The sequence below is a fragment of the Alicycliphilus denitrificans genome (assembly GCF_044792555.1).
In the GTDB taxonomy this organism is placed as follows: Bacteria; Pseudomonadota; Gammaproteobacteria; order Burkholderiales; family Burkholderiaceae_C; genus Alicycliphilus; species Alicycliphilus denitrificans_A.
Genome location: NZ_CP126238.1, coordinates 4089863 through 4115532 on the forward strand (window position 1 = coordinate 4089863; position 25670 = coordinate 4115532).

Below are 25670 nucleotides of genomic sequence, written 5' to 3' on the forward strand. Positions count from 1 at the left end.
AGCTACTAACGCTTACTACATAAGCGTCATAGGCACTTTTATCTATTGATACTGCGCCCTCATGACCCCTGCGCGGCGTCCGGGGCGCCGCCGCGCGCGGCGAAATGGGCCGCCAGAAAATCAATCAGCAGCCGCACCTTGGCCGACAGGTTCTTGCGCGTCGGATAGACCGCGTAGATGCCGAGCTCCGTCGAGCGGTACTCGGGCATGAGCTCGACCAGCGTGCCCGCCGCCAGGTCCTGCCCGACCAGGAAGCCAGGCTGAAGAATCACGCCCTGGTGCGCCAGCGCCGCCGCGCGGCAGGTTTCGCCATTGTTGGTGTGCATCCAGGGGCGGGTACGCACGCTCACCGGCCCGTCCGGCCCCTTGAAATGCCACTCGTCCCGGGTGGCGAAATGGCTGTACGCAACCACCTGGTGCGCCGCCAGGTCCGCCGGGTGCCGCGGCGTGCCATGCTGCTGCAGATAGCGCGGCGAGGCGCACAGGGTCATGCGCGTGCTGGCCAGGCGGCGGCTGACCAGGGAGGAGTTCTCCAGCGCCGCGATGCGGATCGCCAGGTCATAGCCCTCCTCGACGAGATCGACCAGGCGGTCCGCGAGCGTGACCTCCAGGGTCACATGCGGGTGCTGGGCGCGGAACAGCCCCCACAGCGGCGCGAGATGCAGGATGCCGAAGGTGAAGGGGGCGTTGATGCGCAGCACGCCACTGACCGTCTCGCGCCGCGAGGTGACCTCGGCCTCGGCGTCGTCGAGCTCGGCCAGCAGGTCCTTGCTGCGCGCGTGGAACACCCGCCCCTCGGGTGTCAGGGACAGGCGCCGGGTCGTGCGGTGCAGCAGGCGGATGCCCAGGCGGTTTTCCAGCTCCACCACATGCCGCGACACCGCCGCCTTGGACAGGCCCAGCATGTCGGCCGCGCCCACGAAGCTGCCCGCCTCGACCACGGCGTTGAAGCTTTGCATTTCGAGAAATCTGTCCATAGTCTCGTATTTTTAAACAATTAATCAATCAATACGTTATTTATATCCAATTCAATACTCAATACAGTCACGCCATGCACTGAAATCACACGACGGCCTGGGCCGTGCACCCCAACTTCCCACAGGCCGTCACCCGAAAAAGGATTGGTCATGAAAGTCACCGTGATTGGCGCCGGCAACATGGGCGCGGCATTTGTCAAGCAACTCAGCCTGGCCGGGCACGAGGCTCGCCTCGTGGCGCACTACCTGGAACCGCTTGCGGGCCTGGGCACCTCCATCGCTCCGACCTGGATTCGCCGCGCCTGAGGTCGCTGTTTCAGTTTTAGAACGAGGTTCACCATGTCCAACACCCTCCCAAACGCACTGAATCTGCTCGGCCGGCTGATGCTTGTCGCCCTGTTCCTGCCTGCCGGCATCGCCAAGCTGACCGGCTTTTCGGGCACGGCCGGCTACATCGCCTCGGCGGGGCTGCCCGCCCCGGCGCTGGCCGCGGCCGTGGCCCTGCTGGTCGAAATCCTGGGCAGCCTGGCGCTGCTGTTCGGCTTCGGCACCCGCATCGCGGCCCTGGTGCTGGGCTTGTTCACCCTGGCGGCCAGTTTCTTCTTCCATGCCTACTGGAGCGCGCCGGCCGACCAGGCCTACGTGACCCAGTTGCTGTTCTTCAAGAACATCGCCATCGTCGGCGGCCTGCTGGTCCTGGCGGCACAGGGCGCCGGCGGCTGGAGCCTGGACGCCCGCCGCAAAGGCTGATCCGGCCCAACCGGCCCACCCCGCGCCCTGGTGCGGGCGGTGGAGGATGCAAGCTCTCCCGGCCGGGGGAGCTTTTGCTTTGCGCAGACCGCCGATCCAGCGTCGAATGGCGCATGGTGTAATGCGCCGCGACAGCCACCCGGCCAGGGGCCCGTGGGGTGGCGGCCATCGGGCGGCGCGGCCGCCCGCCGGCGCGGCACCCGCACGCAGAGCACACATGAAGCATTCCTCCTTGATCGCCCTGGCTGCGCTGGGCCTGTTGGCCGCCGGCGGCGCGCTGCTGGCCGGCGGCCCCTCCCGCGCCGCGCCGCCTGCCCCCGCCGCCAGCGCACCGCGCCCGGCCCTCACCGTGAGCACCACCGCGCCCCGGCGCGAGACGCTGGCGCGGCGCCTGCCGGCCAATGGCAATGTGGCGCCCTGGCAGGAGGCCAGCATAGGCAGCGAAAGCAATGGTCTGCGCCTGGCCGAGGTGCTGGTGAACGTGGGCGACCCGGTGCGCGCCGGCCAGCTGCTGGCGCGCTTTGCCGCCGACACCGTGCAGGCCGACCTGGCCCAGGCCCGCGCCAGCCTGCAGGAGGCGCGCGCCGCCCTGGCCCAGGCCCAGGCCAACGCCGAGCGCGCCCACGCCCTGAACGCCACCGGCGCCATGAGCCAGCAGGAGATCCAGCAATACGCCAGCGCCGCGCAGGCCGCGCAGGCACGCATGGCCGCGGCGCAGGCGGCCGTGGACACGCAGCGGCTGCGCCTCGCGCACACCGAGGTGCGCGCCCCCGACGCCGGCGTGATCTCGGCACGCCAGGCCACCGTGGGCGCGGTGGCGGGCGCGGGCACGGAGCTGTTCCGCATGCTGCGCCGCGGCCGGCTGGAGTGGCGCGCCGAGGTCGGCTCCAGCGACCTGCCGCGCCTGCGCCCCGGCACCGCGGCCGTGGTGACCGCCGCCAGCGGCGCCCAGGTCGAGGGCCGGGTGCGCGTGCTGGCGCCCACGGTGGACCAGGCCACGCGCAATGCGCTGGTCTACGTGGACCTGCCCGCGCACCCCGACATCCGCGCCGGCATGTTCGCGCGCGGCGAGTTCCTGCTCGGCCGGCATGAGGCCCTGACCGTGCCACTGTCCGCGGTGGTGGTGCGCGACGGCTTCAGCCACCTGTTCGAGGTGGGGGCAGACGGCCGCGTGCACATGCGCCGCGTGCAGACCGGCCAGCGCGTGGACGGCCGCGTGGAGATCACCGAGGGCTTGGCGCCCGAGACGCGCATCGTGCAGCAGGGCGGCGCCTTCCTGAACGACGGCGACCTGGTGCGCGTGGCCACGGAATCAGAGCCAAAACAGGTTCCGGCATCGACCCATAAAGCGCCAACAGCTATTAAATAAGAAGCAATCATGAACCTGTCCGCCTGGTCGATCAGGAACCCCGTGCCGGCGGCCATGCTGTTCGTGCTGCTCACGCTGGCCGGGCTGCTGTCGTTTCGCGCCATGAAGGTGCAGAACTTCCCCGACATGGACCTGCCGGTGGTCGTGGTCACGGCGACGCTGCCGGGCGCGGCGCCGGGGCAGCTCGAATCGGACGTGGCGCGCAAGATCGAGAACGCCATCGCCACCACGCAGCGGCTCAAGCACATCAGCAGCACGCTGGTGGACGGCACGGCCACCATCGCCGCCGAATACCAGCTGGAAAAGCCCGTGCAGGAGGCGGTGGACGATGTGCGCGCGGCCGTCTCGCGCGTGCGCTCCGACCTGCCGGCGGACCTGCGCGACCCCATCGTCACCAAGCTGGAGTTGTCCAGCCAGCCGATCCTGGCGTTCGCCATCGCCTCGGACCGGCTCGACGACCAGGAGCTGTCCTGGTTCGTGGACGACCAGCTCACGCGCCGCCTGCTGGCCGTGCCCGGCGTGGGCGCGGTCAGCCGCGTGGGCGGCGTGACGCGCGAGGTGCGCGTGGCGCTCGACCCGCTCAAGCTGCAGGCCCTGGGCGCCACGGCGGCCGAGGTCTCGCGCCAGCTGCGCCAGGTGCAGCTGGAGAGCGCCGGCGGGCGCGCCGAGCTGGGCGGCGCCGAGCAGCCGCTGCGCACCCTGGCCACGGTGCAGACGGCCGAGCAGGTCGCGGCGCTGCAGATACCGATCTCCGGCGGGCGCAGCATCCGCCTGGACCGGCTGGCCCAGGTCAGCGACACGGTGGCCGATCCGCGCACGGCGGCGCTGCTGGGCGATAAACCCGTGATCGGCTTCGAGGTCTCGCGCAGCCGCGGCGCCAGCGAGGTGGAGGTGGGTGCGGGCGTGCAGCGCGCGCTCGATCGGCTCCAGGCCGAGCAGCCGCACCTCACGCTCACGCGCACGGTGGACTTCGTGGCGATCGCGCAGGACGAGTACGACAGCTCCATGCACCTGCTGTACGAGGGCGCCATCCTGGCCGTGGTGGTGGTGTGGCTGTTCCTGCGCAACTGGCGCGCCACGATCGTCTCGGCCGTGGCGCTGCCGCTATCGGTGATACCGGCCTTCATCGGCATGTACCTGCTGGGCTTTTCCATCAACATCATCACCCTCTTGGCGCTATCGCTGGTGGTGGGCATCCTGGTGGACGACGCCATCGTCGAGGTCGAGAACATCGTGCGCCACCTGCGCATGGGCAAGAGCCCGTACCAGGCGGCGATGGAGGCGGCCGACGAGATCGGCCTGGCCGTCATCGCCACCACCTTCACGCTGATCGCGGTATTCCTGCCCACGGCCTTCATGAGCGGCATCGCCGGTCGCTTCTTCAAGCAGTTCGGCTGGACGGCGGCGCTGGCGGTGTTCGCCTCCCTGGTCGTGGCGCGCCTGCTCACGCCCATGATGGCGGCCTACCTGCTCAAGCCCCTGGTGGCGCCGCAGCACGAGCCGCGCTGGCTCGCCGCCTACATGCGGGCCTCGCGCTGGTGCCTGCGCCACCGCGTGCTGACCCTCATCGGCGCGCTGCTGTTCTTCGCGGGCTCGCTGGCGCTGATCCCGCTGCTGCCCTCGGGCTTCATACCAGCCGACGACAACGCCCAGACCCAGGTCACGCTGGAGCTTGCGCCCGGCACCAGGCTGGCCGACACCCATGCCATGGCCCTGCGCGCCGGGGCGCTGGCCATGGGCGTGGGCCATGTGCAGAGCATCTACACAACAATAGGCGGCGGCACGGCCGGCTCCGACCCGTTTGCCGGCGCCAGCGCCGGCGATCCGCGCAAGGCCACGCTCACGCTGACCATGGCGCCGCGCCAGGAGCGCCCGCGCAAGCAGGAGATTGAGCGGCGCCTGCGCGAGGCCATGGCCGAGCTGCCCGGCGTGCGCGTGAAGGTGGGCCTGGGCGGCTCCAACGACAAGTACATCCTGGCCCTGTCCAGCGAAGACCCGCTGGCGCTGGCGACGGCGGCGCGCGCCGTGGAGCAGGGCATCCGCACCATAGACGGCATCGGCGGCGTCAGCTCCACGGCCAGCCTGGTGCGCCCCGAGATCGCCGTGCACCCCGACTTCGCGCGCGCCGCCGACCTGGGCGTGACTTCGCAAGCCATTGCCGAGACCCTGCGCGTGGCCACCGTGGGCGACTACGAGCAGTTCCTGCCCAAGCTGAACCTGGCGCAGCGCCAGTTGCCCATCGTCGTGCGCCTGGATGACGCGGCGCGGCGCGACCTGTCGGTGCTCGAACGCCTGGCCCTGCCCGGCAGCCGCGGCCCGGTACGCCTGGGCGAGGTGGCGACGCTCTCGCTGGCCGGCGGGCCGGCCGTGATCAACCGCTACGACCGCGCGCGCAACGTGAATTTCGAGATCGAGCTGGGCAGCCGCGGCCTGGGCGAGCTGACCGAGGCCGTGCGCCGGCTCCCCGCCGTGCAGGGCCTACCCGCCGGCGTGCGCCTGATCGACGTGGGCGACGCCGAGGTGATGGGCGAGCTGTTCGCCAGCTTCGGCCTGGCCATGCTCACCGGCGTGGTCTGCATCTACATCGTGCTGGTGCTGCTGTTCAAGGACTTCCTGCAACCCGTCACCATCCTGGCGGCGCTGCCGCTGTCCCTGGGCGGGGCCTTCGTGGCCCTGCTGCTGACGGGCAAGAGTTTTTCCATGCCGTCCCTCATCGGGCTCATCATGCTCATGGGCATTGCCACCAAGAACTCCATCCTGCTCGTGGAATACGCCATCGTGGCGCGCCGCCACGGCATGGGCCGGCTGGACGCCCTGCTGGACGCCTGCCACAAGCGCGCCCGCCCCATCATCATGACCACGCTGGCCATGGGCGCGGGCATGCTGCCCATCGCCCTGGCGCTGGGCGGCGCGGACATGAGCTTTCGCTCCCCCATGGCCGTGGCCGTGATCGGCGGACTCATCACCTCCACCGTGCTCAGCCTGCTGGTGGTGCCCGCGGTCTTCACCTACGTGGACGACTTTGAGCAGTGGCTGCGCCGGCTCTTGCGGCATCGCCCGGACATCGCCAGATAATGGGATATGAACCTCGTTGCGCTGAACATTGATTCAATCCTGCTTGGCCAACCGCTGCCGTTCACGCTGCGCGGTGCCGATGGCGTGTTGCTGGCCCAGAAGGGCTATGTGATTCAACAGCGCGAGGAACTCACCTCGCTGGCGGCGCGCGCCTTCCAGGTGTGCGTGGACACGGAGGAGTCGGAGGACGCCTACCGCTCCTACCTGGCCCAGTTGCAGCAGATGCTGCTGTCGCAGACCTCCCTGGGGCAAATCGCCGCCGTGAAAATCTCCGCGGGGGCGCAGGCCAGCCAAGGCACACCGGGCGCCGCGCCGGCCGGGCCGCCCGACTGGTCCGAGTTGCAGTTGCGCGCCACGCAGTTGCTGCGCTCACCCCCCCCCACCGGCTTCGCGCAACGGCTATGCCTGCTGCAGGCCGACCTGGCGCGCAGCTGCCAGCAGGCCCCAGACGCGACGCTCCTGGCCTTGATCTACCTGTCGGCGCAAGAGACGCGGATGTACAGCGCCACCCATGCCATGCTGGTCGCCTGCGTGTGCATGTTGGTGGCCCAGGATACGCTGCGCTGGCCCCACGCGCGCGTGGAAAGCCTGGGGCTGGCGGCGCTGTCCATGAATATTTCCATGACCGCGCTGCAAGACCAGCTCGCCGTGCAGTCCGAACCTCTGACCTCGCAACAAGTGCACGCCATCCAGGGCCACGCCGAGCGCTCGGAGGCGCAATTGCGTGCGCTGGGCGTCACGGCCCCCGCCTGGCTGGAGGCGGTGCGCCTGCACCACGACCGCGCACCGGGCGCTCTGGCCTCGCGCAGCGAAGGCCAGCAGATGGCCCGGCTCATCCAGCGTGCCGATGTGTTTGGCGCACGCCTGGCGCCACGCGCCACGCGCCACCCCATGACGGTGACGGCGGCCATGCAGGCGAGCTATTACGACGAGGAGCGCCAGGCCGATGAAGCCGGCGCGGCGCTGATCAAGACGCTGGGCATTTATCCACCGGGCACCTTCGTGCGGCTGGCCAGCCAGGAGGTGGCCATTGTGCTGCGGCGCGGCGCGAGCGCCACGACCCCGCGTGTCGCCGTGGTGCTGAATCGCAATGGCATGCCGACCGGCGAGCCGATACCGCGCGACACCGCCCAGCCGGATTGGAAAATCGCCGGCCCCATGGCCCGGCGCGAGGTACGGGTGCAGCTGCAATTAGCGCGCCTGCTGGCGCTTGCCTGAAAAACCGAGCGCCTGAAAGGCAACAAGTCGCAAGCCTTGCTTCGGATTGAGTCAGCGGAAAAACACCACATGCGGCGCGCACCAGCGGAATATGCCGCTGCCGGGCACAATGCCGGCACACAAAGGCCTTGCACAAAAATTATCTCGTAACACCACGACCGCCATCTTCTGCGGAACATACGATCCATGCGGTTCTTGTCTTGTGAGGCATGGCCCGGTAGATTTTTTTGGTGAGGGGCTGGAACTTTTATCGCATGCCCCCACTCTGAAGTCCATGTGCGGTCGTGAAGCTTGATGCCGGGCCGCCAACCGTTTGGTTTGTATTGTTGCGAGGCCTTCCAGGCACTGTCTGGCTGCAACCCTGGGGCGCTTCTCCTCCCTCCCTCTCTTCATTCGTTTCGGGGCGCTTCGCAACATTTTTTATTCCGCAGCAAAAAGCGCGCACTTCCCTAAGGAAGGCGCGCTTTTTTGCGCTTGACGCCGGCTTTCAGCGCGGCTGGGTGTCGCTGAAGCTCTGGCGTTGCATCAGCTTGTCCATCAGCCGGCCCAGATTGGGGTGGTCGGCGCGCCAGGCGATCTGCGGGAAGCGGAACTCCAGCCAGCCCAGTGCGCAGCCCACGGCAATGTCCGACAGGCTCAGGTGGATGCCACTGCAGTAGGGCTTGTCACCCAGGCCCTGGCTCATGGCCGAGAGGCCCGTGCGCACCTTGCCCAGCTGGCGGTCTATCCAGGCCTGGCAGCGCTCGCCGTCCTGGCGGCCGGCCCAGGTGGCCTCCAGCCGCGCCAGCACGCCGGCATCGAGCACGCCATCGGCCAATGCCTCCCAGGTCTTGACCTCGGCGCGCTCGCGCCCCGAGGCGGGAATCAGCTTGCCCACGGGGGACAGGGTGTCCAGGTATTCCACGATGACGCGCGAATCGAACACCGCCTCGCCCCCCTCCATGATCAGGCAGGGCACCTTGCCCAGCGGGTTGGCGCCGTGGATGGCCGTGTCTTCGGACCACACGTTGTCCTCCTGGAAACGGTAGTCCAGCTTTTTTTCCGCCATCACCACGCGCACCTTGCGCACATAGGGGCTTGTGGTGGATCCGATCAGCTTCATGGTGGCCTTTGCTTGTCTGTGCGCCGCGCGCGCCTTCGGGAGGGGGTGGCGGCTGATTCTAGTGTGGCCCCAGGGCGGCACGGGCAGGGGCCGCCCACCTACAATTGCGCCCCATGAGCCTGTCCACCATTACCGCCCTTTCGCCGCTCGACGGCCGCTACGCCGCCAAACTCTCCGCCCTGCGCCCCATCATGAGCGAGCATGGCTACATGCACCGCCGCGTGCAGGTGGAGGTGGCCTGGTTCATTGCCCTGTCGGACGCAGGCTTTGCCGAATTCAAGCCCTTGTCGGCCGGCGCACGCGCCTATCTGCAGGGCCTGGTGACGAATTTCAGCGAGGCCGACTGCACCGCCATCAAGCACATCGAGAAGACCACCAACCACGACGTGAAGGCCGTGGAGTACTGGATCAAGTCCAAGTTCGAGGCCCGCCCCGAGCTGGAGAAGGCCGCCGAGTTCGTGCACTTCGCCTGCACCAGCGAGGACATCAACAACACCAGCCATGCGCTGCAGATCCGCGCCGGCCGCGACCAGGTCATCCTGCCTGGCCTGGACCGCATCCTGCTGAAGCTGCGCGAGATGGCCCGCACCTATGCCGCCGTGCCCATGCTCAGCCGCACCCATGGCCAGACCGCCAGCCCCACCACGGTGGGCAAGGAGCTGGCCAACGTGGTCATGCGCCTGCAGGGCGCGGTGGAGCGCATCGCGGCCGTGAAGATCCTGGCCAAGATGAACGGTGCCGTGGGCAATTACAACGCCCACCTGGCGGCCTGGCCCGACTTCGACTGGGAGGCCTTCTCCCGGCGCGTCGTGGAAACGCACGAGCCGCAGGGCCTGGGCCTCGCGTTCCAGCCCTACAGCATCCAGATCGAGCCGCACGACTACATGGCCGAGCTGTTCGACGCCATCGCACGCGCCAACACCATCCTGGTGGACCTGTCGCGCGACATCTGGGGCTATGTGAGCCTGGGCTACTTCAAGCAAAGGCTCAAGGCGGGCGAGATCGGCTCCTCCACCATGCCGCACAAGGTCAACCCCATCGACTTCGAGAACGCCGAGGGCAACCTGGGCCTGGCCAACGCCCTGCTGCGGCATCTGGCGGAAAAGCTGCCCATCTCGCGCTGGCAGCGCGACCTGACCGACAGCACGGTGCTGCGCAACATCGGCGTGGCCATGGGCTACACGGTGCTGGCCTACAGCTCGCTGATGACGGGCCTGGGCAAGCTCGAGCTGAACGAGGAGGCCCTGGCCGCCGACCTCGATGCCAGCTGGGAAGTGCTGGCCGAGCCCATCCAGACCGTGATGCGCCGCTACGGCGTGGCCGGCGCCTACGAGAAGCTCAAGGAAGTCACGCGCGGCAAGACCGTCAGCGCCGAGGCGCTGCACCAGTTGATCCACAGCCTGGAAATCCCCCAGGCCGACAAGGAGCGCCTGCTGGCGATGACGCCGGCGAGCTACACCGGCAAGGCAGCCGAGCTCGCACGCCGCGTATAAACATTCAGTCTTTTTGGCTGCCCGCGTTTGTCAGGCAAGCGCGGGCAGCTCTCATTTTCAAAGCAATACCATGGCCCTCAAGTCCACTATCTTCAAGGCCAATCTGTCCATCGCCGACATAGACCACGGCTACTACGCCGACCACCAGCTGACCCTGGCGCGCCACCCGAGCGAGACCGACGAGCGCATGATGGTGCGCCTGGTGGCGCTGGCGCTGCAGGCGCACGAGCTGCAGGACACCTGCCGCGGCGACGGCACCCTGGCCTTTGGCGCCGGCCTGTCCGACCCCGACGACCCGGACGCATCGCTGACCGACTTCACGGGCCGCAAGCGCCTGTGGATCGAGGTCGGCCAGCCCGAGGACAAGCCACTGGCCAAGGCCTGCAGCAAGGCGGACGCGGTGGTGGTCTATGCCTTCCATCACGCGGCCGAAGTGTGGTGGAAGGGCATAGAGAACAAGCTCACGCGCCTGGACAGGCTGCAGGTGTGGCGCGTGCCCGCCGAGGCCGCGCAGCAGCTGGCCGGCCTGGCCGAGCGCAGCATGCAGCTGCAGGCCACGGTGCAAGAGGGCGCGCTGACCCTCAGCAGCAATCTGGGCAGCGTGCATGTGGAGCCGCTGCGCTGGAAATAGCCCTATCACGGCGCTTTCAGCGCGGCATCAGCCAGCGGCGCCCTGCCCGGCCCCGCGTTCGGCATAGCGCGTGAAGCGCAGGGCGCGCCCCTCGCGCGTGATGCGCCGCCACACGGCGCGCTTGGCGGCCGGACTCATGGACAGCCAGTGCTGCACCTCGGCAAAGCTGCGCCCGCAGCCCTTGCACCAGTCATCGCCCTGGCTGGTGGAGCAGATGGCGATGCAGGGCGTGTCCGGCTGAGTCTGGTACCAGGCCAGCCACGCAGCCAGGGCCGGGGGCGGCAGGCGCTCGGGGTCTATCGCCTCGGCGCGCGCGAACACCATGCGGCCATAGACCTGGGCCAAGGCGCCAAGCTCGGGCGCCAGCGCCACGCCGTCGGGCGAGGGCGCGCGGGCGCGCCAATGGTTGATGGCGGCCTCGATGTCGGTGATGTGAATGGCACTCATGCGCGGGGCGCGGGCAAGGATGGGGGAGCAAAGAGGCGGCCATGATAGTGCGGCTGCCAGGCTCTCAGGCCGCCGGCAGGCACAGCCGCAGGCGCGCGCCGCCCAGCGGGGACGGCAATGCCTGCACGCTGCCGCCATAGCTGTCGGCCAGCGCACGCACGATGTCCAGGCCCAGGCCGGAGCCGGGGCGGCGCTCGTCGAGCTGCACGCCGCGCTCGAACATGCGCTGGCGCTGCTCCTCGGGAATGCCGGGACCATCGTCGTCCACGGTGATGCACAGCTCGCCAGCGGCGCGCTGCACATCGACCACAACGCGCGTGCGGGCCCATTTGCCGGCGTTGTCGATGAGGTTGCCCAGCAGTTCGTACAAGTCTTGCGGCTCGCCGCGGAATGCCAGGTCCTGCGCCTGCGGCGCGATTTCAAAGGACAGGTCGCGCGCGTCGTGCAGCCGCGTCATGGTGCGCAGCAGCGCCCGCAGGGGTTGCAGTACCGGGGTGCGCAGCCCGGTGGCGCGCACGGCGGCGGCGGCGCGCGCGCGCGCCAGGTGCCAGTCCACCTGTCGGCGGGCCAGCACCACCTGCTCTTGCACCAGCCGCGCCAGGGGCGTGCCCTCCTGCGCGGCGGCGTTGGCCAGGATGGTCAGCGGCGTGTGCACCGCGTGCGCCAGGTTGCCGGCCTGGGTGCGCGCGCGCTGCACCATGTCGGCGTTCTCGGCCAGCACATGGTTGAACTCGGCCACCAGGGGTTCGAGCTCCTGCGGGAAGCGGCCGCCCAGCTGCGCCGCGGCGCCGCTGCGCACCTGGCTCAGCCGCTGGTGCAGCAGCTTCAAGGGCCGCAGCGCCAGCTGCAGCTGCAGCGCCACGGCCGCAGCCAGGCCCAGCGCCAGCATGCCCAGGGCCATGAGCAGCATGTGCGTGAAGCTTTTGAGCGGCTCGGCCAGCAGCTGCTGGTCGCCGGCCACCACCAGGCGCAGCGGCGGGGCCTCGTCCTCGGGCAGCCGCAGGGTGCGTGCCACGGCCAGCAGGGCGTGGCCCTGGGCGTCGTGCAGCTGCAGCGTGCTGTGGCCCTGGACGGTGCCGGGCGCGGCGGGCAGCGTGAGCTGCTGGTCCCACAGCGAGCGCGAGCGCGCCACTGCCGCCCGGGGCGGCTCGCCCGGCCGGGCGCTCAGCTGGTCAATTTGCCAGTACAGGCCCGACAGGGGCTGCTCCATGCGCCCGTCCGCGGCCGGGTGGGCAACGCTGATGCCCCGGCCCGGCTGCCAGTCCACGGCGCCGCTCAGGTGGTCGAGCTGCAGCACCAGCTGCTCCTCAAACTGCCGGGTGATGTGCTCCTGGAACAGCGTGCGCAGCCCCCAGCCCGCCAGGGCGATGGCGGCCAGCATCCACGCCAGCGTGCCGGCCAGCAGGCGCAGGCGCAGCGAGCCCCCCTTCATGCGCTGGCGCCGGTATCGACCAGCCGGTAGCCCAGGCCGCGCACGGTCTCTATGCTGCCGGCCGGCAGCTTCTTGCGCAGGCGGCCGACGAAGACCTCGATGGTGTTGGAGTCGCGGTCGCTGTCCTGGGGGTAGAGGTGCTCGGAGAGTTCGGTGCGCGACAGCACCTCGCCCTTGCGCTGCATCAAGAGCGACAGCAGCTTGAATTCATGGCTGGTCAGATCCAGCGGCTGGCCGGCCACCGACACGCGCGCGGCGCGCGTATCGAGCCAGATGCTGCCGCAGCGCCACTCGGCGCTGGCATGCTCGCCCCGGCGGCGCAGCAGGGCGCGCAGGCGCGCCAGCAGCTCCTCCATGTGAAAGGGCTTGGCCAGGTAGTCGTCGGCGCCGGCGTCCATGCCGGCCACCTTTTCCTGCCAGCTGCCGCGCGCGGTGAGGATCAGCACCGGCATGTTGCGCCCGGCCGCGCGCCAGCGGCGCAGCACCGACAGGCCGTCGAGCTGGGGGAGCCCTAAGTCCAGCACCACGGCGTCGAAGTCCTCCACATCGCCCAGATAATGCGCCTCGCCGCCGTCCGCGGCCGCCTCCAGCGTGTGGCCCGCGGCGGCGATGGCCTGCACCAGCTGGACGCGCAGCGTGGGCTCGTCCTCCACGACCAGAATCCGCATCAGTCCCCCTTGCGTTTGATCTTCAGCACGCGGCCATCGACGGCATCGACCTTGAGCTTGGCCATGCGGCCGTCCTTTTGCAGCAGGCGGATCTCGTAGATGTAGCGGCCATCATCTTCCTCGAACTCGATTTTCAGCACCTGGCCCTGGTGTTCGCGCTCGATCTTGTCCAGCACCTGGCGCAGCGGCAGCACCTGGCCCTGCTGCAGCGCCTGGCGCGCCAGTTCGTGGTCGCCGGCGGCCTGGGCGCTGGCGGCACCCAGGGCCCAGGCAAGCAGGACGATGATGCGAAAGATGCTGTGCATAGGGCGGCTTTATACGCATGGCGCGATGAACCGCAGATGAACGTCTCCTTCAGCAAGGGTTCAGGGTGGGTTTCTCAGAATTCCCCTCAAGCCAGGCATGGTGCCGGGCTGAGAACCAAGGAGTCATCCCCATGCGCAAGATCACCACCCGCTTCATCCTCCCCGCGGCCGCCGCTGCCGCCCTGGCGCTGGGCCTGGCCCAGGCGCAGACCCCCACGGCGGCGCAGGCCCCGGCAGCCGCCAGCACACCGGCTGCGCCGCAGCTGAACCTACGCGACATCTACGACCGCCTGGAGGCCGCGGGCTACCGCGACATGCGCGAGATCGAATGGGACGATGGCCGCTATGAGGTCAAGGCCAGCAACGCCCAGGGCCAGCGCGTGAAGCTGTACGTGAACGCCAGCACCGGCGCGGTGGAGCACACCCGCACCGGCCGCTGAAACACCGCCCCATTCACGACAAGGAGAACGTCATGCGCATCAAAGCCGTCCTGGGCGCCTGGTTGCTGATCATCGGCCTGGCTGGCCGTGGCGCCGGCCAACCTCGGCGTGCAGCCGCTGGTGGATGCGCGTGGCGCGGCCACGGGCTGGTGGCAGCTGCGCCAGCACCTGCTGTACCTCACGGGGCTGTGGAGCATCGGCATGATGGCCCTGGCCATGCTGCTGGCGCTGCGCCTGCCCTGGCTGGAGCGCCCGCTGGGCGGCATGGACCGGGTCTACCGCCTGCACAAGTGGGCCGGCATTGGCGCGGCGCTCACGGCCATCGCGCATTGGGGCGCCAAGGAGTCGAGCGGCTGGATCAAGGCCCTGTGGGGGCGCGCCGGCAGGCCCGAGCATGACGCCGTGCTGCCCTGGTTCACCGACACGCGCGGCTTTGCCAAGGACCTGGGCGAATGGGCCTTCTACCTGCTGCTGGCCATGGTGGCCATCACGCTGCTGACGCGGCTCTTGTCCTACCGCCCCTGGCGCCTGCTGCACCGCGCCATGCCGGTCCTGTTCCTGGCGCTGGTGCTGCACACGCTGGCCCTGATGCCGCTGGCCTTCTGGGCGCTGCCGCTGGGCCTGCTCATGGGCACGCTGCTGGCGCTGGGCAGCCTGGCGGCGGTCTGGTCGCTGGCGGGCTGGATTGGCCGCTCGCGCAGCCACCAGGGGCGCATCCATGCCGTGCGCGTGCTGGGCGACGGCGGCGCGCAGGCCCCCATTGAGGTGGTCTGCGCCCTGCCCGCCAGCTGGCCGGGCCATCGCGCCGGGCAGTTCGCCTTCGTGCGCTTTGACCGCGCCGAGGGCCAGCACCCCTTCACCATCGCCAGCGCCCCCGGCAGCCTGGGGCAAAGCGACCAGGGCGAACCGCTGCTGCGCCTGGTCATCAAGCCGCTGGGCGACTACACAAGCAGCCTGGGCCGGCGCCTGCGCGTGGGCCAGCGCGTGGACATCGAAGGCCCCTACGGGCGCTTTCACGGCCGCGGCCAGCGGCGGCGCCAGCAGGTGTGGGTGGCGGGCGGCGTGGGCGTGACGCCCTTCCTGGCACTGCTGGAGGCGCGCCAGCCGGGGGCGGCCCCCACACGCACGCCCCTGCAGCCGGTGCACATGCACTACTGCACCCGCGATGCGGCGCGCGACCCGCTGCTGGCGCGCCTGCACCGGCTGTGCGCACAGGCCGAACCGCCCGTGCGGCTCAGCGTGCACGACGACGCCCAGGGCCAGCGCCTCACGCCCCAGGCCCTGGAGGCCGAGGCCGGGCCGCTCGACATCTGGTTCTGCGGACCGCAGGGCCTGGGCGAGCAGCTCGCCGCGCACGCCGGCGGCGCGCGTGCCTGGCGCCTGCACCGCGAATCGTTTGCCATGCGTTAACTGGCATGCTGCGGCGTATGCTGCCGAGGCGTTGAAACGAAGGGACTTAGCCATGAAAACCATCGCCCCCTGCCTGCTCGCCCTGACCCTGGGCACCAGCGCGCTGCCGGCCCTGGCCGGCGACGACTGCGACGCGCCCGTGGACCGCTGGCAGCCGCGCGACGCCGTGCTGCGCATGGCCGCTGCGCAGGGCTGGCAGGTGCAGCGCCTGAAGATCGACGATGGCTGCTACGAGATCCGCGGCAGCGACGCCGAGGGCCGCAGCTTCAAGGCCAAGATCGACCCGCAGACCCTGGCCATCGTCAAGCTCAAGCACCAGGGCCAGCACGAACGCAAGCGCCTGCGCGAACACCAGCCATAGCCACGCGCCCCTGCCGGCGAGCGGAATAGTAAAAAAATCGGCTTAAACCATTACCCATAAAGCGCTTAAAGCTATTAAAACAGGAGTACAACCATGTCAAAACCCCTGCTGACCACCGTTGCCGCCGCCTGCGCTCTGGCGCTGCCCGCGCTGGCGCAGGCACGCCAGCTCACCCTGTCCACCCAGCTCAAGAACTACGGCGGCAACGGCGCCTACCTGGCGCTCTACCTGGTGGATGCCAAGGGCGCCTACGCGCGCACGCTGTGGGTGGCCGGCGGCAAGGCCAAGTACTACAAGCACCTGGCGGACTGGAACCGCCTCTCGGCCGGCGACGCCAGGCGCCTCGCTGGCGTGACCGGCGCCAGCGTGGGCGCCGGCCGCAGCCTGACGGTGACGGCCGAGCTGGCCGACGCGCTGATCGACGCCGGCTACGAGATCCGCATCGACGCCGCCGCCGAAGACATGCGCGACAGCCCCGCTGAAGTGCGCGTGCCGCTGTCCGCCGCCAACGCCGGCAAGGCGCAGGCGGGCAGGCAGTACATCCAGTCGTTCAGCTACCAGTTGCGGTAATGGCCTGGAAGTGGCTGCACCGCTGGCTGGGCCTGGTGGCGGGCACGCTGGCGCTGGTGCTGGGTATCACGGGCGCGGCGCTGTCGCTGGACCCGCTGCGCAATGCCTGGCTGGCGGCACCGGCCGCGCCCGGCCTGTCCGTGGCCACGCTGGCGCAGCGCGTGCAGGCCCAGGTGCCGGGTCTGGAGGAAATCCGCCGCCTGCCCTCGGGCATGGTCGTGGCCTTTGCCTTTGACGGCGACCAGCCCCAGGCCTGGCGCATAGACCCGGCCACGGGCGCACGGCTGGGCGCCTACCAGCCCTCCATGCTGCCGCGCTGGCTGAAGAACCTGCACCGCTCCTGGCTCGCGGGCGATGCCGGGCGCATCGGCTCGGCCGTGCTGGCGCTGGCCATGCTGGGCTTGTCGGTCACGGGCCTGACGCTGCTGCTGCGGCGCATGGGCGGCTGGCGGCAGCTGGCCGGCGCCGTGCGCGGCACGCTGGCGCAGCGCCTGCATGTGCTGACCGGGCGCGTGCTGCTGCTGGTGCTGGCGCTGTCTGCCATCACCGCGCTGTGGCTCAGCGCCACCACCTTCGGCCTGGTGCCGCTCGATGCCTGGCCGGAGCCGGATGTCCACTCCGTCCCCAACGGCCGGCCCGACCTGGCGCCCGGCCAGCTGCCGCTGCTGCAGCGCCTGCGCGTGCAGGAGCTGCGCAAGCTCAACCTGCCCGCCGCGGACGACCCGCAGGACAGCTGGCAGGTCAGCACCGGCGCGGGCCAGGGCTGGGTGGAGCGCTACAACGGCCAGACCCTGGCCTGGCAGGACGCCACGCCCGCGCAGCGCGTGCAGGACTGGGCGCTGCTGCTGCACACGGGCGACGGCGCCTGGGCCTGGGCGCTGCTGCTGGGCGCGACGGGCCTGTCCATCGTGCTGTTCTGGACCACGGGCGTGCTGCTGTGGTGGCAGGCGCGGCGCCTGGCGCCGCGCATCGCCGACAACAGCCCGCTGGCCCAGGCGGACACGCTGCTCTTCGTCGCCAGCGAGGGCGGCAGCACCTGGGGCTTTGCCCAGGCCCTGCACGCGGCGCTGGTGCGGGCCGGCCGGCGCGTGCACAGCACCGGCCTGGAGCATTTCTGCGCCCCGCCCGGCGTGCGCCAGGTCTTGGTGCTGGCCGCCACCTATGGCGATGGCCAGGCGCCGGCCCATGCCGCCAGGGCGCTGGAGCGCATCGCGCGCACCCCGGCCGGCGCCGCCCCGGTGGCGGTGCTGGGCTTTGGCGACCGGCAGTTCCCGGCCTATTGCGCGTTTGCCGAGGCGCTGGCACAGGCCCTGCGTGAGCGCGGCTGGCCAGAGCTGCTGCCACTGGAGCGCATCCACCAGCAGTCGCCGCAGGAGTTTGCGCGCTGGGGCGAGGCGCTGGCCCAGGTGCTGGGGCACACCCTGGTGCTGGACTACCGCCCGCGCCTGCCGCCCATGAGCGAGCTCACGCTGCGCTCGCGCCAGGACTTCGCCGGTGGTGCGGGCGACCCCGCCGTCATCCTGCGCCTGAGCCTGCCCCAGGCGGGCCGGCGCCTGCCGCGCTTCGTCGCCGGCGACCTGCTGGCCATCGTGGCGCCGGGCACGGCCGTGCCGCGCTACTACTCGCTGGCCTCGGGCACGGCCGACGGGTTTGCCGAACTCTGCGTGCGCCGCAGGGCGGGCGGCCTGTGCTCGACCTTCCTGCACGGCCTGCAGCCGGGCGACAGCGTGCAGGCCTTCGTCCGCCCCAACCCGGGCTTTGCGCTGGCGGGCGGCAAGGCGCCCCTGCTGCTGATCGGCGCGGGCACGGGCGTGGCGCCGCTGGCGGGCTTCATACGCGGCAACGCGCGGCGCCGGCCCATGCATTTGTTCTACGGCGCGCGCGCGCCGGAGCGTGACTTCTTCTTCGGCCAGGAGCTGCAGGACTGGCAGGCCGACGGCCGGCTGCACAGCCTGCACACCGCGTTCTCGCGCGCACCCGGGGGCGGCGGTCATGTGCAGGACGCGCTGCAGCGCAACGCCGCCCAGGTGGGCGCGCTGCTGGCCGGCGGCGCCCATGTGCGCGTCTGCGGCAGCCGCGCCATGGCGCACGGCGTGGCCCAGGTGCTGGAAACCCTGCTCGCCCCGCTGGGCCTGAGCCTGGCGCAACTCAAGGAGCGTGGGCGCTATGCCGAAGACCTGTTTTGAGCGCCTGACACTGCATGGCCCCACCATGGGCACGCGCTGGTCGGTCACCATGGACGCGGCGCCGGGCCTGGACGTGCAGGCGCTGCGGCAGGCACTGGCCGCCGCCGTGCAGCAGGTGGACGCCCTCATGTCGCCCTGGCAACCGGGCAGCGCCATCAATCAGCTGAATAAGGCCGAAACCGGCTGCTGGATTACGCTTCAAGCTCCTATTTTGGAAGTGCTGGCGGCCGCCCTGGAGGTCAACCGCCTGAGCGATGGCGCCTTCGACCCGGCCGTGGGCGCGCTCGTCGATGCCTGGGGCTTTGGCCCGGTGCGCGACGCGCCCGACGCCGCGGCGATCCGCGCCGCGGCCAGGCCCGCATCGCGCCCCACGCACGAACTGCTGGAGCTGGACCCGGCCACGCGCCGTGCGCGCAAGCATGCGGCCATGCAGCTGGACCTGTGCGGCATCGCCAAGGGCTACGCGGTCGATCGCATGGCGGCCGTGCTGCAGGGCCATGGCGTGGCCCATGCACTGGCGGCGCTCGATGGCGAGCTGCGCGCCCTGGGCGGCCAGGCCGGCGGGCCAGCCTGGGCCGTGGCCCTGGAAAGCCCCCAGGCCGGGCGCCGCGCCGCACAGGGCGTGATCGAGCTGCGGGACCTGGCGGTCGCCACCTCGGGCGACTACCGGCGCTTCTTCGACATCGCCGGCCAGCGCCTATCGCACACCATGGACGCACGCCGCGCGGCGCCCGTGCGCGGCGAGGTGGCGTCCGTCACCGTGCTGGCCCGCGACTGCATGAGCGCCGACGCCTGGGCCACGGCGCTGCTGGTGGCCGGTCCCGGCGCGGGCCTGGCGCTGGCGCAGCGCCTGGGGCTGGAGGCGCTGTGGCTGCTGCGCCGCAGCGGGCAACTGGTGCAGCTGGGGTTGGGGCGCTTCGGGGCCGCAGGCGCGGCGTAGGCGCGGCCCGCGTTATTCGCCAGCCCAGGCGGTTTTTTGCAGCTCCAGCGGCAGCTCATGGGCCAGGGCCTGGTGCTCGCGTTCGTTGTGGTGCTCCAGCACATGGCGCAGGGCGTGGGCCGCGTCCAGCAGCAGCAGCACCGCGCGGCGCCGCGCCAGCTCGCCCTGCGGGGGCTGGGCGACGACGGCGCGCACGCGCTGCTCGTATTCATCGGCCAGCAGGCCGATGCGCTCATGCTCCAGCAGGTAGACGCGCGCGGCCCAGCGCGCGCCTGGCGGCACATGGGGCAGCAGGAGGGTGTTTTCTATCTCCGTGTGCCGGTCCAGGTCGCGCCGCCAGTGCTCCAGGCGCTCCAGGGCGCTGCCAAAATCCGCGCCCGCCACGTCCAGCAAATGGGCCTGCAGCTGTGCGTCCAGCCGTTCGTGCTGGCGTTCGAAATAAGCGGGGGGGGCGGTCGTGGTCATCGGGCAAGGTGTTTGCATCAAGGGCGGACGGCACTTATACACTGTCCCCAAACCCCTACCGCCGCGCCGCGCTGCCCCATGCCAGACCAAGCATCTGCCGCCGCCAGCCTGCCGCAAGGCCTGAGCAGCCAGGAGGCCGCCGCGCGCCTGGCGCAGGACGGTCCCAACCAGCTGCCCGGCAGCGCGCCGAAGTCCACCGCCGCCATCCTGCGCGAGGTGCTCACCGAACCCATGTTCCTGATGCTGCTGGCCGCGGGCGGCACCTATCTGGCGCTGGGCGACCGGGGCGAGGCGCTGTTCCTGCTCGGCTCCGTGGCCGTGATCATCGCCATCACACTGCTGCAGGAGCGGCGCACGCAGCGCGCGCTGGAGGCGCTGCGCGACCTGTCGGCCCCGCGCGCGCTGGTCGTGCGGGACGGCGCCGAGCAGCGCATCGCCGGGCGCGAGGTGGTGTGCGGCGACCTGCTGGTGCTGCACGAGGGCGACCGCATCGCCGCCGATGCCCTGCTGCTGGACGGCCAGCTGGAGGTGGACGAATCCCTGCTCACCGGCGAATCCGTGCCCGTGGCCAAGCTGCCTGCGGCCCAGCTGTTCGCCAGCACCGTGGTCACGCGCGGCGTGGGCCTGGCGCGCGTGCAGGCCACGGCCGGCCGCACCGCCGTGGGCCGCATTGGCGCCGACCTGGCGGCCACCGAGGCGCCGCCCTCGCCGCTGCAGCAGCGCTCGCGCCGCCTGGTGCGCGCCCTGGGGGCGCTGGCCCTGCTCCTGGCCGTGGCCCAGGTGCTGCTGGGCTGGTGGTGGAACGGCCGGCCGCTGCTCGATAGCCTGCTTTCCGGCATCGCCCTGGCCATGGCCCTGCTGCCCGAGGAGATACCGGTCATCCTCACCGTGTTCCTGGCGCTGGGCGCCTGGCGCATTGCGCAGCTGCAGGTGCTCACGCGGCGCATCACGGCCGTGGAGACCCTGGGCGCCATCACCGTGCTGGCCGTGGACAAGACCGGCACCCTGACGCAGAACCGCATGGCCGTGACCGGGCTGGTCACGCCCGCACGGCACTGGCATGCCGAAGGCGCAGCCGAGCTGCCCGAGGACTTCCACCGCCTGGTCGAGTTCGCCATGCTGGCCACGCCGGGCGACCCGTTCGACCCGATGGAGCAGGCCATACAGCGGTTCGGCCATGACTGGCTGCGGGGCACGGAGCATGTGCACGACGGGCGCGAGCCAGTGTTCGAGTACGCCCTGTCGGGCGAGATCCTGGCCATGACGCGCGTCTACACCAGCACCGCGCCCGCCCTACACCTGCTGGCCACCAAGGGCGCGCCCGAGGCCGTGGCCGACCTGTGCCACCTGGACGAGGCGCGCCGCGGCGCCATCCGCGCCCAGGTCGAGGCCCTGGCCGAGTGCGGCCTGCGCGTGCTGGGCGTGGCCTGCGGGCGCTGGACGGGCCAGCCGGGCCGGGCGCAGGCCTGGCCGCCCAGCCAGCATGACTTCGACTTCGAGTTCCTGGGCCTGCTGGCGCTGGCCGACCCGCCGCGCCCCGAGGTGCCCGAGGCCCTGGCGCAATGCCGCGCCGCCGGCGTGCGCGTGGTGATGATGACCGGCGACCACCCGGCGACGGCGCGCGCCATCGCGCGCCAGGTGGGCCTGTCCGAGCGCCCCGAGGTGCTCACCGGGGGCGACCTGGAGGCGCTGGACGACGCCACGCTGCGCGAGCGCCTGCGCCGCGTGGATCTGTGCGCGCGCCTGAAGCCCGCGCACAAGCTGCGCCTGGTGCAGCTGCTGCGCGCCGAGGGCGCGGTGGTGGCGATGACCGGCGACGGCGTGAACGACGCCCCCGCGCTCAGGGCCGCGCATGTGGGCATCGCCATGGGCGAGCGCGGCACCGACGTGGCGCGCGAGGCGGCGGCGCTGGTGCTGCTCAAGGACAGCTTTGCCCACATCGTCGCCGCCGTCGCCCAGGGCCGGCGCATCGACGACAACCTGCGCAAGGCCACGCGCTTCGTGTTTGCCGTGCATGTGCCCATCGTCACGCTGGCGCTGGCGCCCACGCTGCTGCAATGGCCGGCGCTGCTGCTGCCGGTGCACATCGTGCTGCTGCAGCTGCTCATCGACCCGGCCTGCGCCATCGTCTTCGAGGCCGAGCCCGAGGCCGCGGACCTCATGCGCCGCCCGCCCCGGCCGGTGACGGACTCGCCCTTTGCGCTTAAAGCGCTGCGGCTGCCGCTGCTGCAGGGCCTGGGCATCGCCGCGCTGCTGCTCGCGGCGCAGGCCTGGCTGCTGGCCCAGGGCTGGAGCGCGGCCCAGGGGCGCGCCGTGATGCTGGGCGCCCTGGTGCCTTGCGTGCTGCTGCTGATCCTGGCGCAGCGCGACCCGGCCCGGCCGCTGTGGCGGCGCGCACCGGCCGCCAACCCCTGGCTGCGGCCCATGCTGGCGGCCGTGGGCCTGCTGCTGGCGGCCCTGCTGGGGCTGCCCGGCCTGCGCGATCTGATGCGCGTGGAAGGCGCCGGCCTGCCAACCCTGGCAGCCATTGCCGCCGTGCTGGCGCTGTGCCTGGCATGGCTGGAACTGCTACGGCTACTGGGGCCAGGCCGCGCGGCCCGGCGGCGCCGGCCCTGCTGATCAGGCCGGCAGCGCCACCAGCGGGTTGCCGAACATCGGATCGTCCTTCTGCGACGCCAGCGCCTGGGCCAGATCCAGCCCCAGCGCCTGCGCCACGCCGGCGGCGTAAGCCGGGTCGGCCGCGTGGCAGTTGCGGATGTGGCGCTGCTTGACGAACAGTGGCGCGTCGCCCATGGCGCGGGCGGTGTTGCCGAACAGCGCCTGTTTCTGCGCATCGCTCATCAGCTGGAAGAGCTTCCTCGGCTGCTCGAAGTAGTTGCTGTCATCCGCGTGGAAGCTCCAGTGCCGGGCGTCGCCGTCGATCTTCAGCGGCGGCTCGGCAAACTCGGGCTGGGCCTGCCACTGGCCAAAGCTGTTGGGCTCGTAGTGCAGCGCGCTGCCGTAGTTGCCGTCCACGCGCCCCGTGCCGTCGCGGTGGTTGCTGTGCACCGGGCAGCGCGCGCGGTTCACCGGGATCTGCTGGTGGTTCACGCCCAGGCGGTAGCGCTGCGCGTCGGCGTAGTTGAACAGGCGCGCCTGCAGCATGCGGTCGGGCGATACGCCAATGCCGGGCACCAGGTTGCTGGGCGAAAACGCGCTTTGCTCCACGTCCAGGAAGAAGTTCTCGGGGTTCTTGTTGAGTTCAAACTCGCCCACCTCGATCAACGGGTAGTCGCCATGCGGCCAGATCTTGGTCAGGTCGAACGGGTGGTAGGGCACCTTGTCAGCATCCCGCTCGGGCATGACCTGCACGTACATGGTCCACTTGGGGAAGTCGCCGCGCGCTATCGCCTCGTACAGGTCGCGCTGGTGGCTTTCGCGATCCTTGCCGACGAGGGCCTCGGCCTCGGCGTCCGTCAGGTTCTTGATGCCCTGCTGCGTCTTGAAGTGGAACTTGACCCAGAAGCGCTCGCCCGCAGCGTTCCAGAAACTGTAGGTGTGCGAGCCAAAGCCGTGCATGTGGCGGTAGCTGGCCGGAATGCCGCGCTCGCTCATGACGATGGTGATCTGGTGCAGGGCCTCTGGGAGAAGCGTCCAGTAGTCCCAGTTGTGCGTGGCGCTCCTCAGATTGGTGCGCGGGTCGCGCTTCACGGCCTTGTTCAGGTCCGGGAACTGGCGCGGGTCGCGGATGAAGAACACCGGGGTGTTATTGCCCACCATGTCCCAGTTGCCCTCCTCGGTATAGAACTTGAGGGCAAAGCCGCGGATGTCGCGCTCGGCGTCGGCCGCGCCGCGCTCGCCGGCCACGGTGGTGAAGCGGGCGAACATCTCGGTCTGCTTGCCCACCTTCTCAAAGATCTTGGCGCGCGTGTATTGCGTGATGTCCTGGGTCACCGTGAAGGTGCCAAAGGCACCCGAGCCCTTGGCGTGCATGCGCCGCTCGGGGATCACCTCGCGCACGAAGTTGGCCAGCTTTTCATTGAGCCAGACGTCCTGCGCCAGCAGCGGCCCGCGGGCGCCTGCCGTGAGACTGTCGCGGTTGCTCGCCACCGGGGCACCGAAGTCGGTGGTCAGGTGGGTGACGGGGCATTTCGGGCTGTGATCGGTCATGGCGTGCTCCTGGCGGGTTGAGGAAGGGGTTGAAACTACAGACGAAGCATAAAAATGTCTTACATATTTTGAAAATCAATCGTCTTTATGCGTGCGATTGGAAATTTCATGCTGGTGCCAGCCCCGCCGCACGGCCGCGCGTGAAGGCCTCCTCGAACACCGAATCGCCCGACCAGGGTGCATGCGCGAAGGCTTCGCTTCGCAAAAAATATCTGATTTTTCCGGCCCTAGCGCTTATCCAGCAAGCGTTAGAAGCTATCAAAAAAGTGTCTCAGACGAGTTTCTTCAGCAGCTCGGTCTTCTTCGCGTCGAACTCTTCCTGGGTCAGGATGCCCTTGGTCTTGAGTTCGGCCAGCTTTTCCAGCGTGGCCATGACCTCGTCGGGCCGCACGCCCGCGGCCGGTGCGGCCTGCGCGCCCTGCAGGCCGGCCTGCAGGTTCTGCGCCAGCACCTGGCCCAGCGCCACGCCGGCGCCCAGGCCCATGGCGTCGCCGGCCACGCCGCCGCCCTGCCCTGCGCCTTCGGCAAACTTGGGGATGGCCTGTGCCGCCTGGTACTGCATGAACCGGCCCATGTCGCCGCCGACCATGCCCATGCCGATCTTCTGGTCCAGCACTTTTTGCAGCTCTTCGGGCAGCGAGAGGTTCTGCACCGTCATGGCTTCGAGCTTCAGGCCGATCTTGGCGAACGCCGGCTGCAGCTCATGGGCCAGGGCCTCGGCAAACATCTGCTGGTTGGCCGCCAGGTCCAGGAACGCCACGCCGCTGCCGGCGATGGCGTTGCTGATGTTCTGCAGCACCAGGCCGCGCAGCTGGCCGTCCAGGTCGGCCGCGGGGTAGCTCTCGCGCGTGCCGGAAATCTCGGTATGGAACCGCTTGGGGTCGACCACGCGGTAGGCATAGTTGCCAAAGGCGCGCAGGCGCACGGCGCCAAAGTCCGGGTCGCGGATGGCGATGGGCTGGGGCGTGCCCCATTTCTGGTCCACCTGCTGGCGCGTGCTGAAGAAATACACGTCGCTCTTGAAGGGCGACTGGAACAGCTTGTCCCAGTTCTTCAGGTAGGTCAGCACCGGCAGGGTCTGCGTGCTGAGCCTGTAGCTGCCGGGGCCGAACACGTCGGCCACCTGGCCCTCGTTGACGAACACGGCCATCTGCGACTCGCGCACCACCAGCGCGGCGCCGGTCTGGATTTCCATGTCCGCCATCGGGAAGCGCCAGGCGAGCGTGCCGTCGCCCTCCTCGGTCCACTGCAGGATGTCGATGAACTGCTTCTTGATGAAGTCCATGAGGGCCATGGGCACGCTCCCGGGCGGGTTTGGAAGGGTAAAAACAGGAGCACGCATCATAGCGGCGAGGCATGCATGCACCCCATGCCCCAGCTCAGGCGCGCTCGTCCAGCAATGTCCCCGCCATGTCCTGCGCCACGCGCAGCACCAGCACATTGGCCTTGAAGGCATAGCTGGCGACCACCTGCTCCACGGCCTCGGCCTCCAGGGCCACGCCGGCCTGGGGCGCCTGTGCGGTTTGGGCCTGCACGCCGCCCAATGCCGGCACGGCCTGCTGCTGCACCTGCTGGCTCCTGAAGCCCGGGGTGTGCAGGTTGGCCACGTTGTGGGCGCTGCTGGCGAGGCGCAGCTGCGCGGCCTGCAGGCCGGATTGGGCGGTGGCGGCGATGGTGCTCAT

Annotated in this window: 25 protein-coding genes; 14 read left to right on the forward strand and 11 right to left on the reverse strand. The window is 70.3% G+C overall.

The window, feature by feature from the left end; all coding sequences use genetic code 11:
* Window positions 1-59: 59 nt before the first annotated feature.
* Window positions 60-977: a LysR family transcriptional regulator gene (locus tag P7644_RS19415; protein ID WP_404300883.1), complete on the reverse strand. Its 918-nt coding sequence runs from the start codon at window positions 975-977 to the stop codon at window positions 60-62.
* Between the two features lie 20 nt (window positions 978-997).
* Window positions 998-1129 carry a hypothetical protein gene (locus P7644_RS19420; protein WP_404300884.1) on the reverse strand — a complete coding sequence of 44 codons (132 nt, stop codon included), beginning with the start codon at window positions 1127-1129 and terminating at the stop codon, window positions 998-1000.
* Between P7644_RS19420 and P7644_RS19425 the strand changes: the two genes are divergently transcribed.
* From P7644_RS19425 to P7644_RS19445, 5 genes are all read left to right on the forward strand, one after another.
* Complete coding sequence (locus P7644_RS19425) at window positions 1128-1283, forward strand: NAD(P)-binding domain-containing protein (RefSeq protein WP_404300885.1); 156 nt, start codon at window positions 1128-1130, stop codon at window positions 1281-1283. The genes P7644_RS19420 and P7644_RS19425 overlap by 2 nt on opposite strands.
* A 33-nt stretch (window positions 1284-1316) precedes the next feature.
* On the forward strand, window positions 1317-1727 hold the full coding sequence (locus tag P7644_RS19430; protein ID WP_404300886.1) for a DoxX family protein: 411 nt from the start codon (window positions 1317-1319) through the stop codon (window positions 1725-1727).
* A gap of 217 nt (window positions 1728-1944) precedes the next feature.
* Window positions 1945-3096, forward strand: coding sequence for an efflux RND transporter periplasmic adaptor subunit (locus tag P7644_RS19435; protein WP_404300887.1), 1152 nt, complete (start codon window positions 1945-1947; stop codon window positions 3094-3096).
* 9 nt (window positions 3097-3105) lie between these two features.
* On the forward strand, window positions 3106-6171 hold the full coding sequence (locus tag P7644_RS19440; RefSeq protein ID WP_404300888.1) for an efflux RND transporter permease subunit: 3066 nt from the start codon (window positions 3106-3108) through the stop codon (window positions 6169-6171).
* A 6-nt stretch (window positions 6172-6177) separates the two neighbouring features.
* Window positions 6178-7389: an HD-GYP domain-containing protein gene (locus P7644_RS19445; protein ID WP_404300889.1), complete on the forward strand. Its 1212-nt coding sequence runs from the start codon at window positions 6178-6180 to the stop codon at window positions 7387-7389.
* 487 nt (window positions 7390-7876) lie between these two features.
* On the opposite strand, the gene P7644_RS19450 is transcribed toward P7644_RS19445, so the two are convergent.
* Window positions 7877-8491, reverse strand: coding sequence for a glutathione S-transferase N-terminal domain-containing protein (locus tag P7644_RS19450; protein WP_404300890.1), 615 nt, complete (start codon window positions 8489-8491; stop codon window positions 7877-7879).
* A gap of 113 nt (window positions 8492-8604) precedes the next feature.
* Here P7644_RS19450 and purB point away from each other — a divergent pair, with 113 nt between their 5' ends.
* Together purB and P7644_RS19460 are read left to right on the forward strand one after the other, a co-directional pair.
* Entirely contained in the window at window positions 8605-9984 is a 1380-nt protein-coding gene (gene purB / locus P7644_RS19455; RefSeq protein WP_404300891.1) for an adenylosuccinate lyase, read from the forward strand.
* A 70-nt stretch (window positions 9985-10054) separates the two neighbouring features.
* Window positions 10055-10615: a YaeQ family protein gene (locus P7644_RS19460; RefSeq protein WP_404300892.1), complete on the forward strand. Its 561-nt coding sequence runs from the start codon at window positions 10055-10057 to the stop codon at window positions 10613-10615.
* A gap of 27 nt (window positions 10616-10642) precedes the next feature.
* On the opposite strand, the gene P7644_RS19465 is transcribed toward P7644_RS19460, so the two are convergent.
* The 4 genes from P7644_RS19465 to P7644_RS19480 all read right to left on the reverse strand — a co-directional run bounded on the left by P7644_RS19465 (window position 10643) and on the right by P7644_RS19480 (window position 13467).
* Window positions 10643-11062, reverse strand: a complete 420-nt coding sequence (locus P7644_RS19465) for a DUF3717 domain-containing protein (RefSeq protein ID WP_404300893.1) — start codon at window positions 11060-11062, stop codon at window positions 10643-10645.
* A 64-nt stretch (window positions 11063-11126) separates the two neighbouring features.
* Window positions 11127-12494, reverse strand: coding sequence for a sensor histidine kinase (locus P7644_RS19470; protein ID WP_404300894.1), 1368 nt, complete (start codon window positions 12492-12494; stop codon window positions 11127-11129).
* On the reverse strand, window positions 12491-13162 hold the full coding sequence (locus P7644_RS19475; protein WP_404300895.1) for a response regulator transcription factor: 672 nt from the start codon (window positions 13160-13162) through the stop codon (window positions 12491-12493). The genes P7644_RS19470 and P7644_RS19475 overlap by 4 nt, the downstream gene beginning before the upstream one ends.
* Entirely contained in the window at window positions 13162-13467 is a 306-nt protein-coding gene (locus P7644_RS19480) for a PepSY domain-containing protein (RefSeq protein ID WP_404300896.1), read from the reverse strand. The genes P7644_RS19475 and P7644_RS19480 overlap by 1 nt, the downstream gene beginning before the upstream one ends.
* Window positions 13468-13598: 131 nt before the next feature.
* On the opposite strand from P7644_RS19480, the gene P7644_RS19485 reads away from it, so the two are divergent.
* The 6 genes from P7644_RS19485 to P7644_RS19510 all read left to right on the forward strand — a co-directional run bounded on the left by P7644_RS19485 (window position 13599) and on the right by P7644_RS19510 (window position 19374).
* The gene (locus P7644_RS19485) at window positions 13599-13907 is read left to right on the forward strand and encodes a PepSY domain-containing protein (protein ID WP_404300897.1); all 309 of its coding nucleotides are present in this window, start codon (window positions 13599-13601) and stop codon (window positions 13905-13907) included.
* 87 nt (window positions 13908-13994) lie between these two features.
* The gene (locus P7644_RS19490) at window positions 13995-15317 is read left to right on the forward strand and encodes a ferric reductase-like transmembrane domain-containing protein (RefSeq protein WP_404300898.1); all 1323 of its coding nucleotides are present in this window, start codon (window positions 13995-13997) and stop codon (window positions 15315-15317) included.
* A gap of 52 nt (window positions 15318-15369) precedes the next feature.
* Window positions 15370-15678, forward strand: coding sequence for a PepSY domain-containing protein (locus P7644_RS19495; RefSeq protein ID WP_404300899.1), 309 nt, complete (start codon window positions 15370-15372; stop codon window positions 15676-15678).
* A 93-nt stretch (window positions 15679-15771) separates the two neighbouring features.
* On the forward strand, window positions 15772-16248 hold the full coding sequence (locus P7644_RS19500) for a DUF2271 domain-containing protein (RefSeq protein WP_404300900.1): 477 nt from the start codon (window positions 15772-15774) through the stop codon (window positions 16246-16248).
* Window positions 16248-18434 carry a PepSY domain-containing protein gene (locus tag P7644_RS19505; protein ID WP_404300901.1) on the forward strand — a complete coding sequence of 729 codons (2187 nt, stop codon included), beginning with the start codon at window positions 16248-16250 and terminating at the stop codon, window positions 18432-18434. The genes P7644_RS19500 and P7644_RS19505 overlap by 1 nt, the downstream gene beginning before the upstream one ends.
* Window positions 18415-19374, forward strand: a complete 960-nt coding sequence (locus P7644_RS19510) for an FAD:protein FMN transferase (protein WP_404300902.1) — start codon at window positions 18415-18417, stop codon at window positions 19372-19374. Before P7644_RS19505 ends, P7644_RS19510 begins: the two co-directional genes overlap by 20 nt.
* A 12-nt stretch (window positions 19375-19386) precedes the next feature.
* Here P7644_RS19510 and P7644_RS19515 read toward each other — a convergent pair whose 3' ends face one another.
* Window positions 19387-19839, reverse strand: coding sequence for a hemerythrin domain-containing protein (locus tag P7644_RS19515; RefSeq protein WP_404300903.1), 453 nt, complete (start codon window positions 19837-19839; stop codon window positions 19387-19389).
* Between the two features lie 78 nt (window positions 19840-19917).
* Between P7644_RS19515 and P7644_RS19520 the strand changes: the two genes are divergently transcribed.
* Complete coding sequence (locus P7644_RS19520) at window positions 19918-22458, forward strand: cation-translocating P-type ATPase (protein ID WP_404300904.1); 2541 nt, start codon at window positions 19918-19920, stop codon at window positions 22456-22458.
* Here P7644_RS19520 and P7644_RS19525 read toward each other — a convergent pair whose 3' ends face one another.
* From P7644_RS19525 to P7644_RS19535, 3 genes are all read right to left on the reverse strand, one after another.
* Window positions 22459-23988, reverse strand: a complete 1530-nt coding sequence (locus P7644_RS19525; protein ID WP_404300906.1) for a catalase — start codon at window positions 23986-23988, stop codon at window positions 22459-22461.
* A 271-nt stretch (window positions 23989-24259) separates the two neighbouring features.
* Entirely contained in the window at window positions 24260-25282 is a 1023-nt protein-coding gene (locus P7644_RS19530) for an SPFH domain-containing protein (RefSeq protein ID WP_404300907.1), read from the reverse strand.
* Between the two features lie 85 nt (window positions 25283-25367).
* On the reverse strand, window positions 25368-25670 hold the full coding sequence (locus tag P7644_RS19535; RefSeq protein ID WP_404300908.1) for a flagellar basal body protein: 303 nt from the start codon (window positions 25668-25670) through the stop codon (window positions 25368-25370).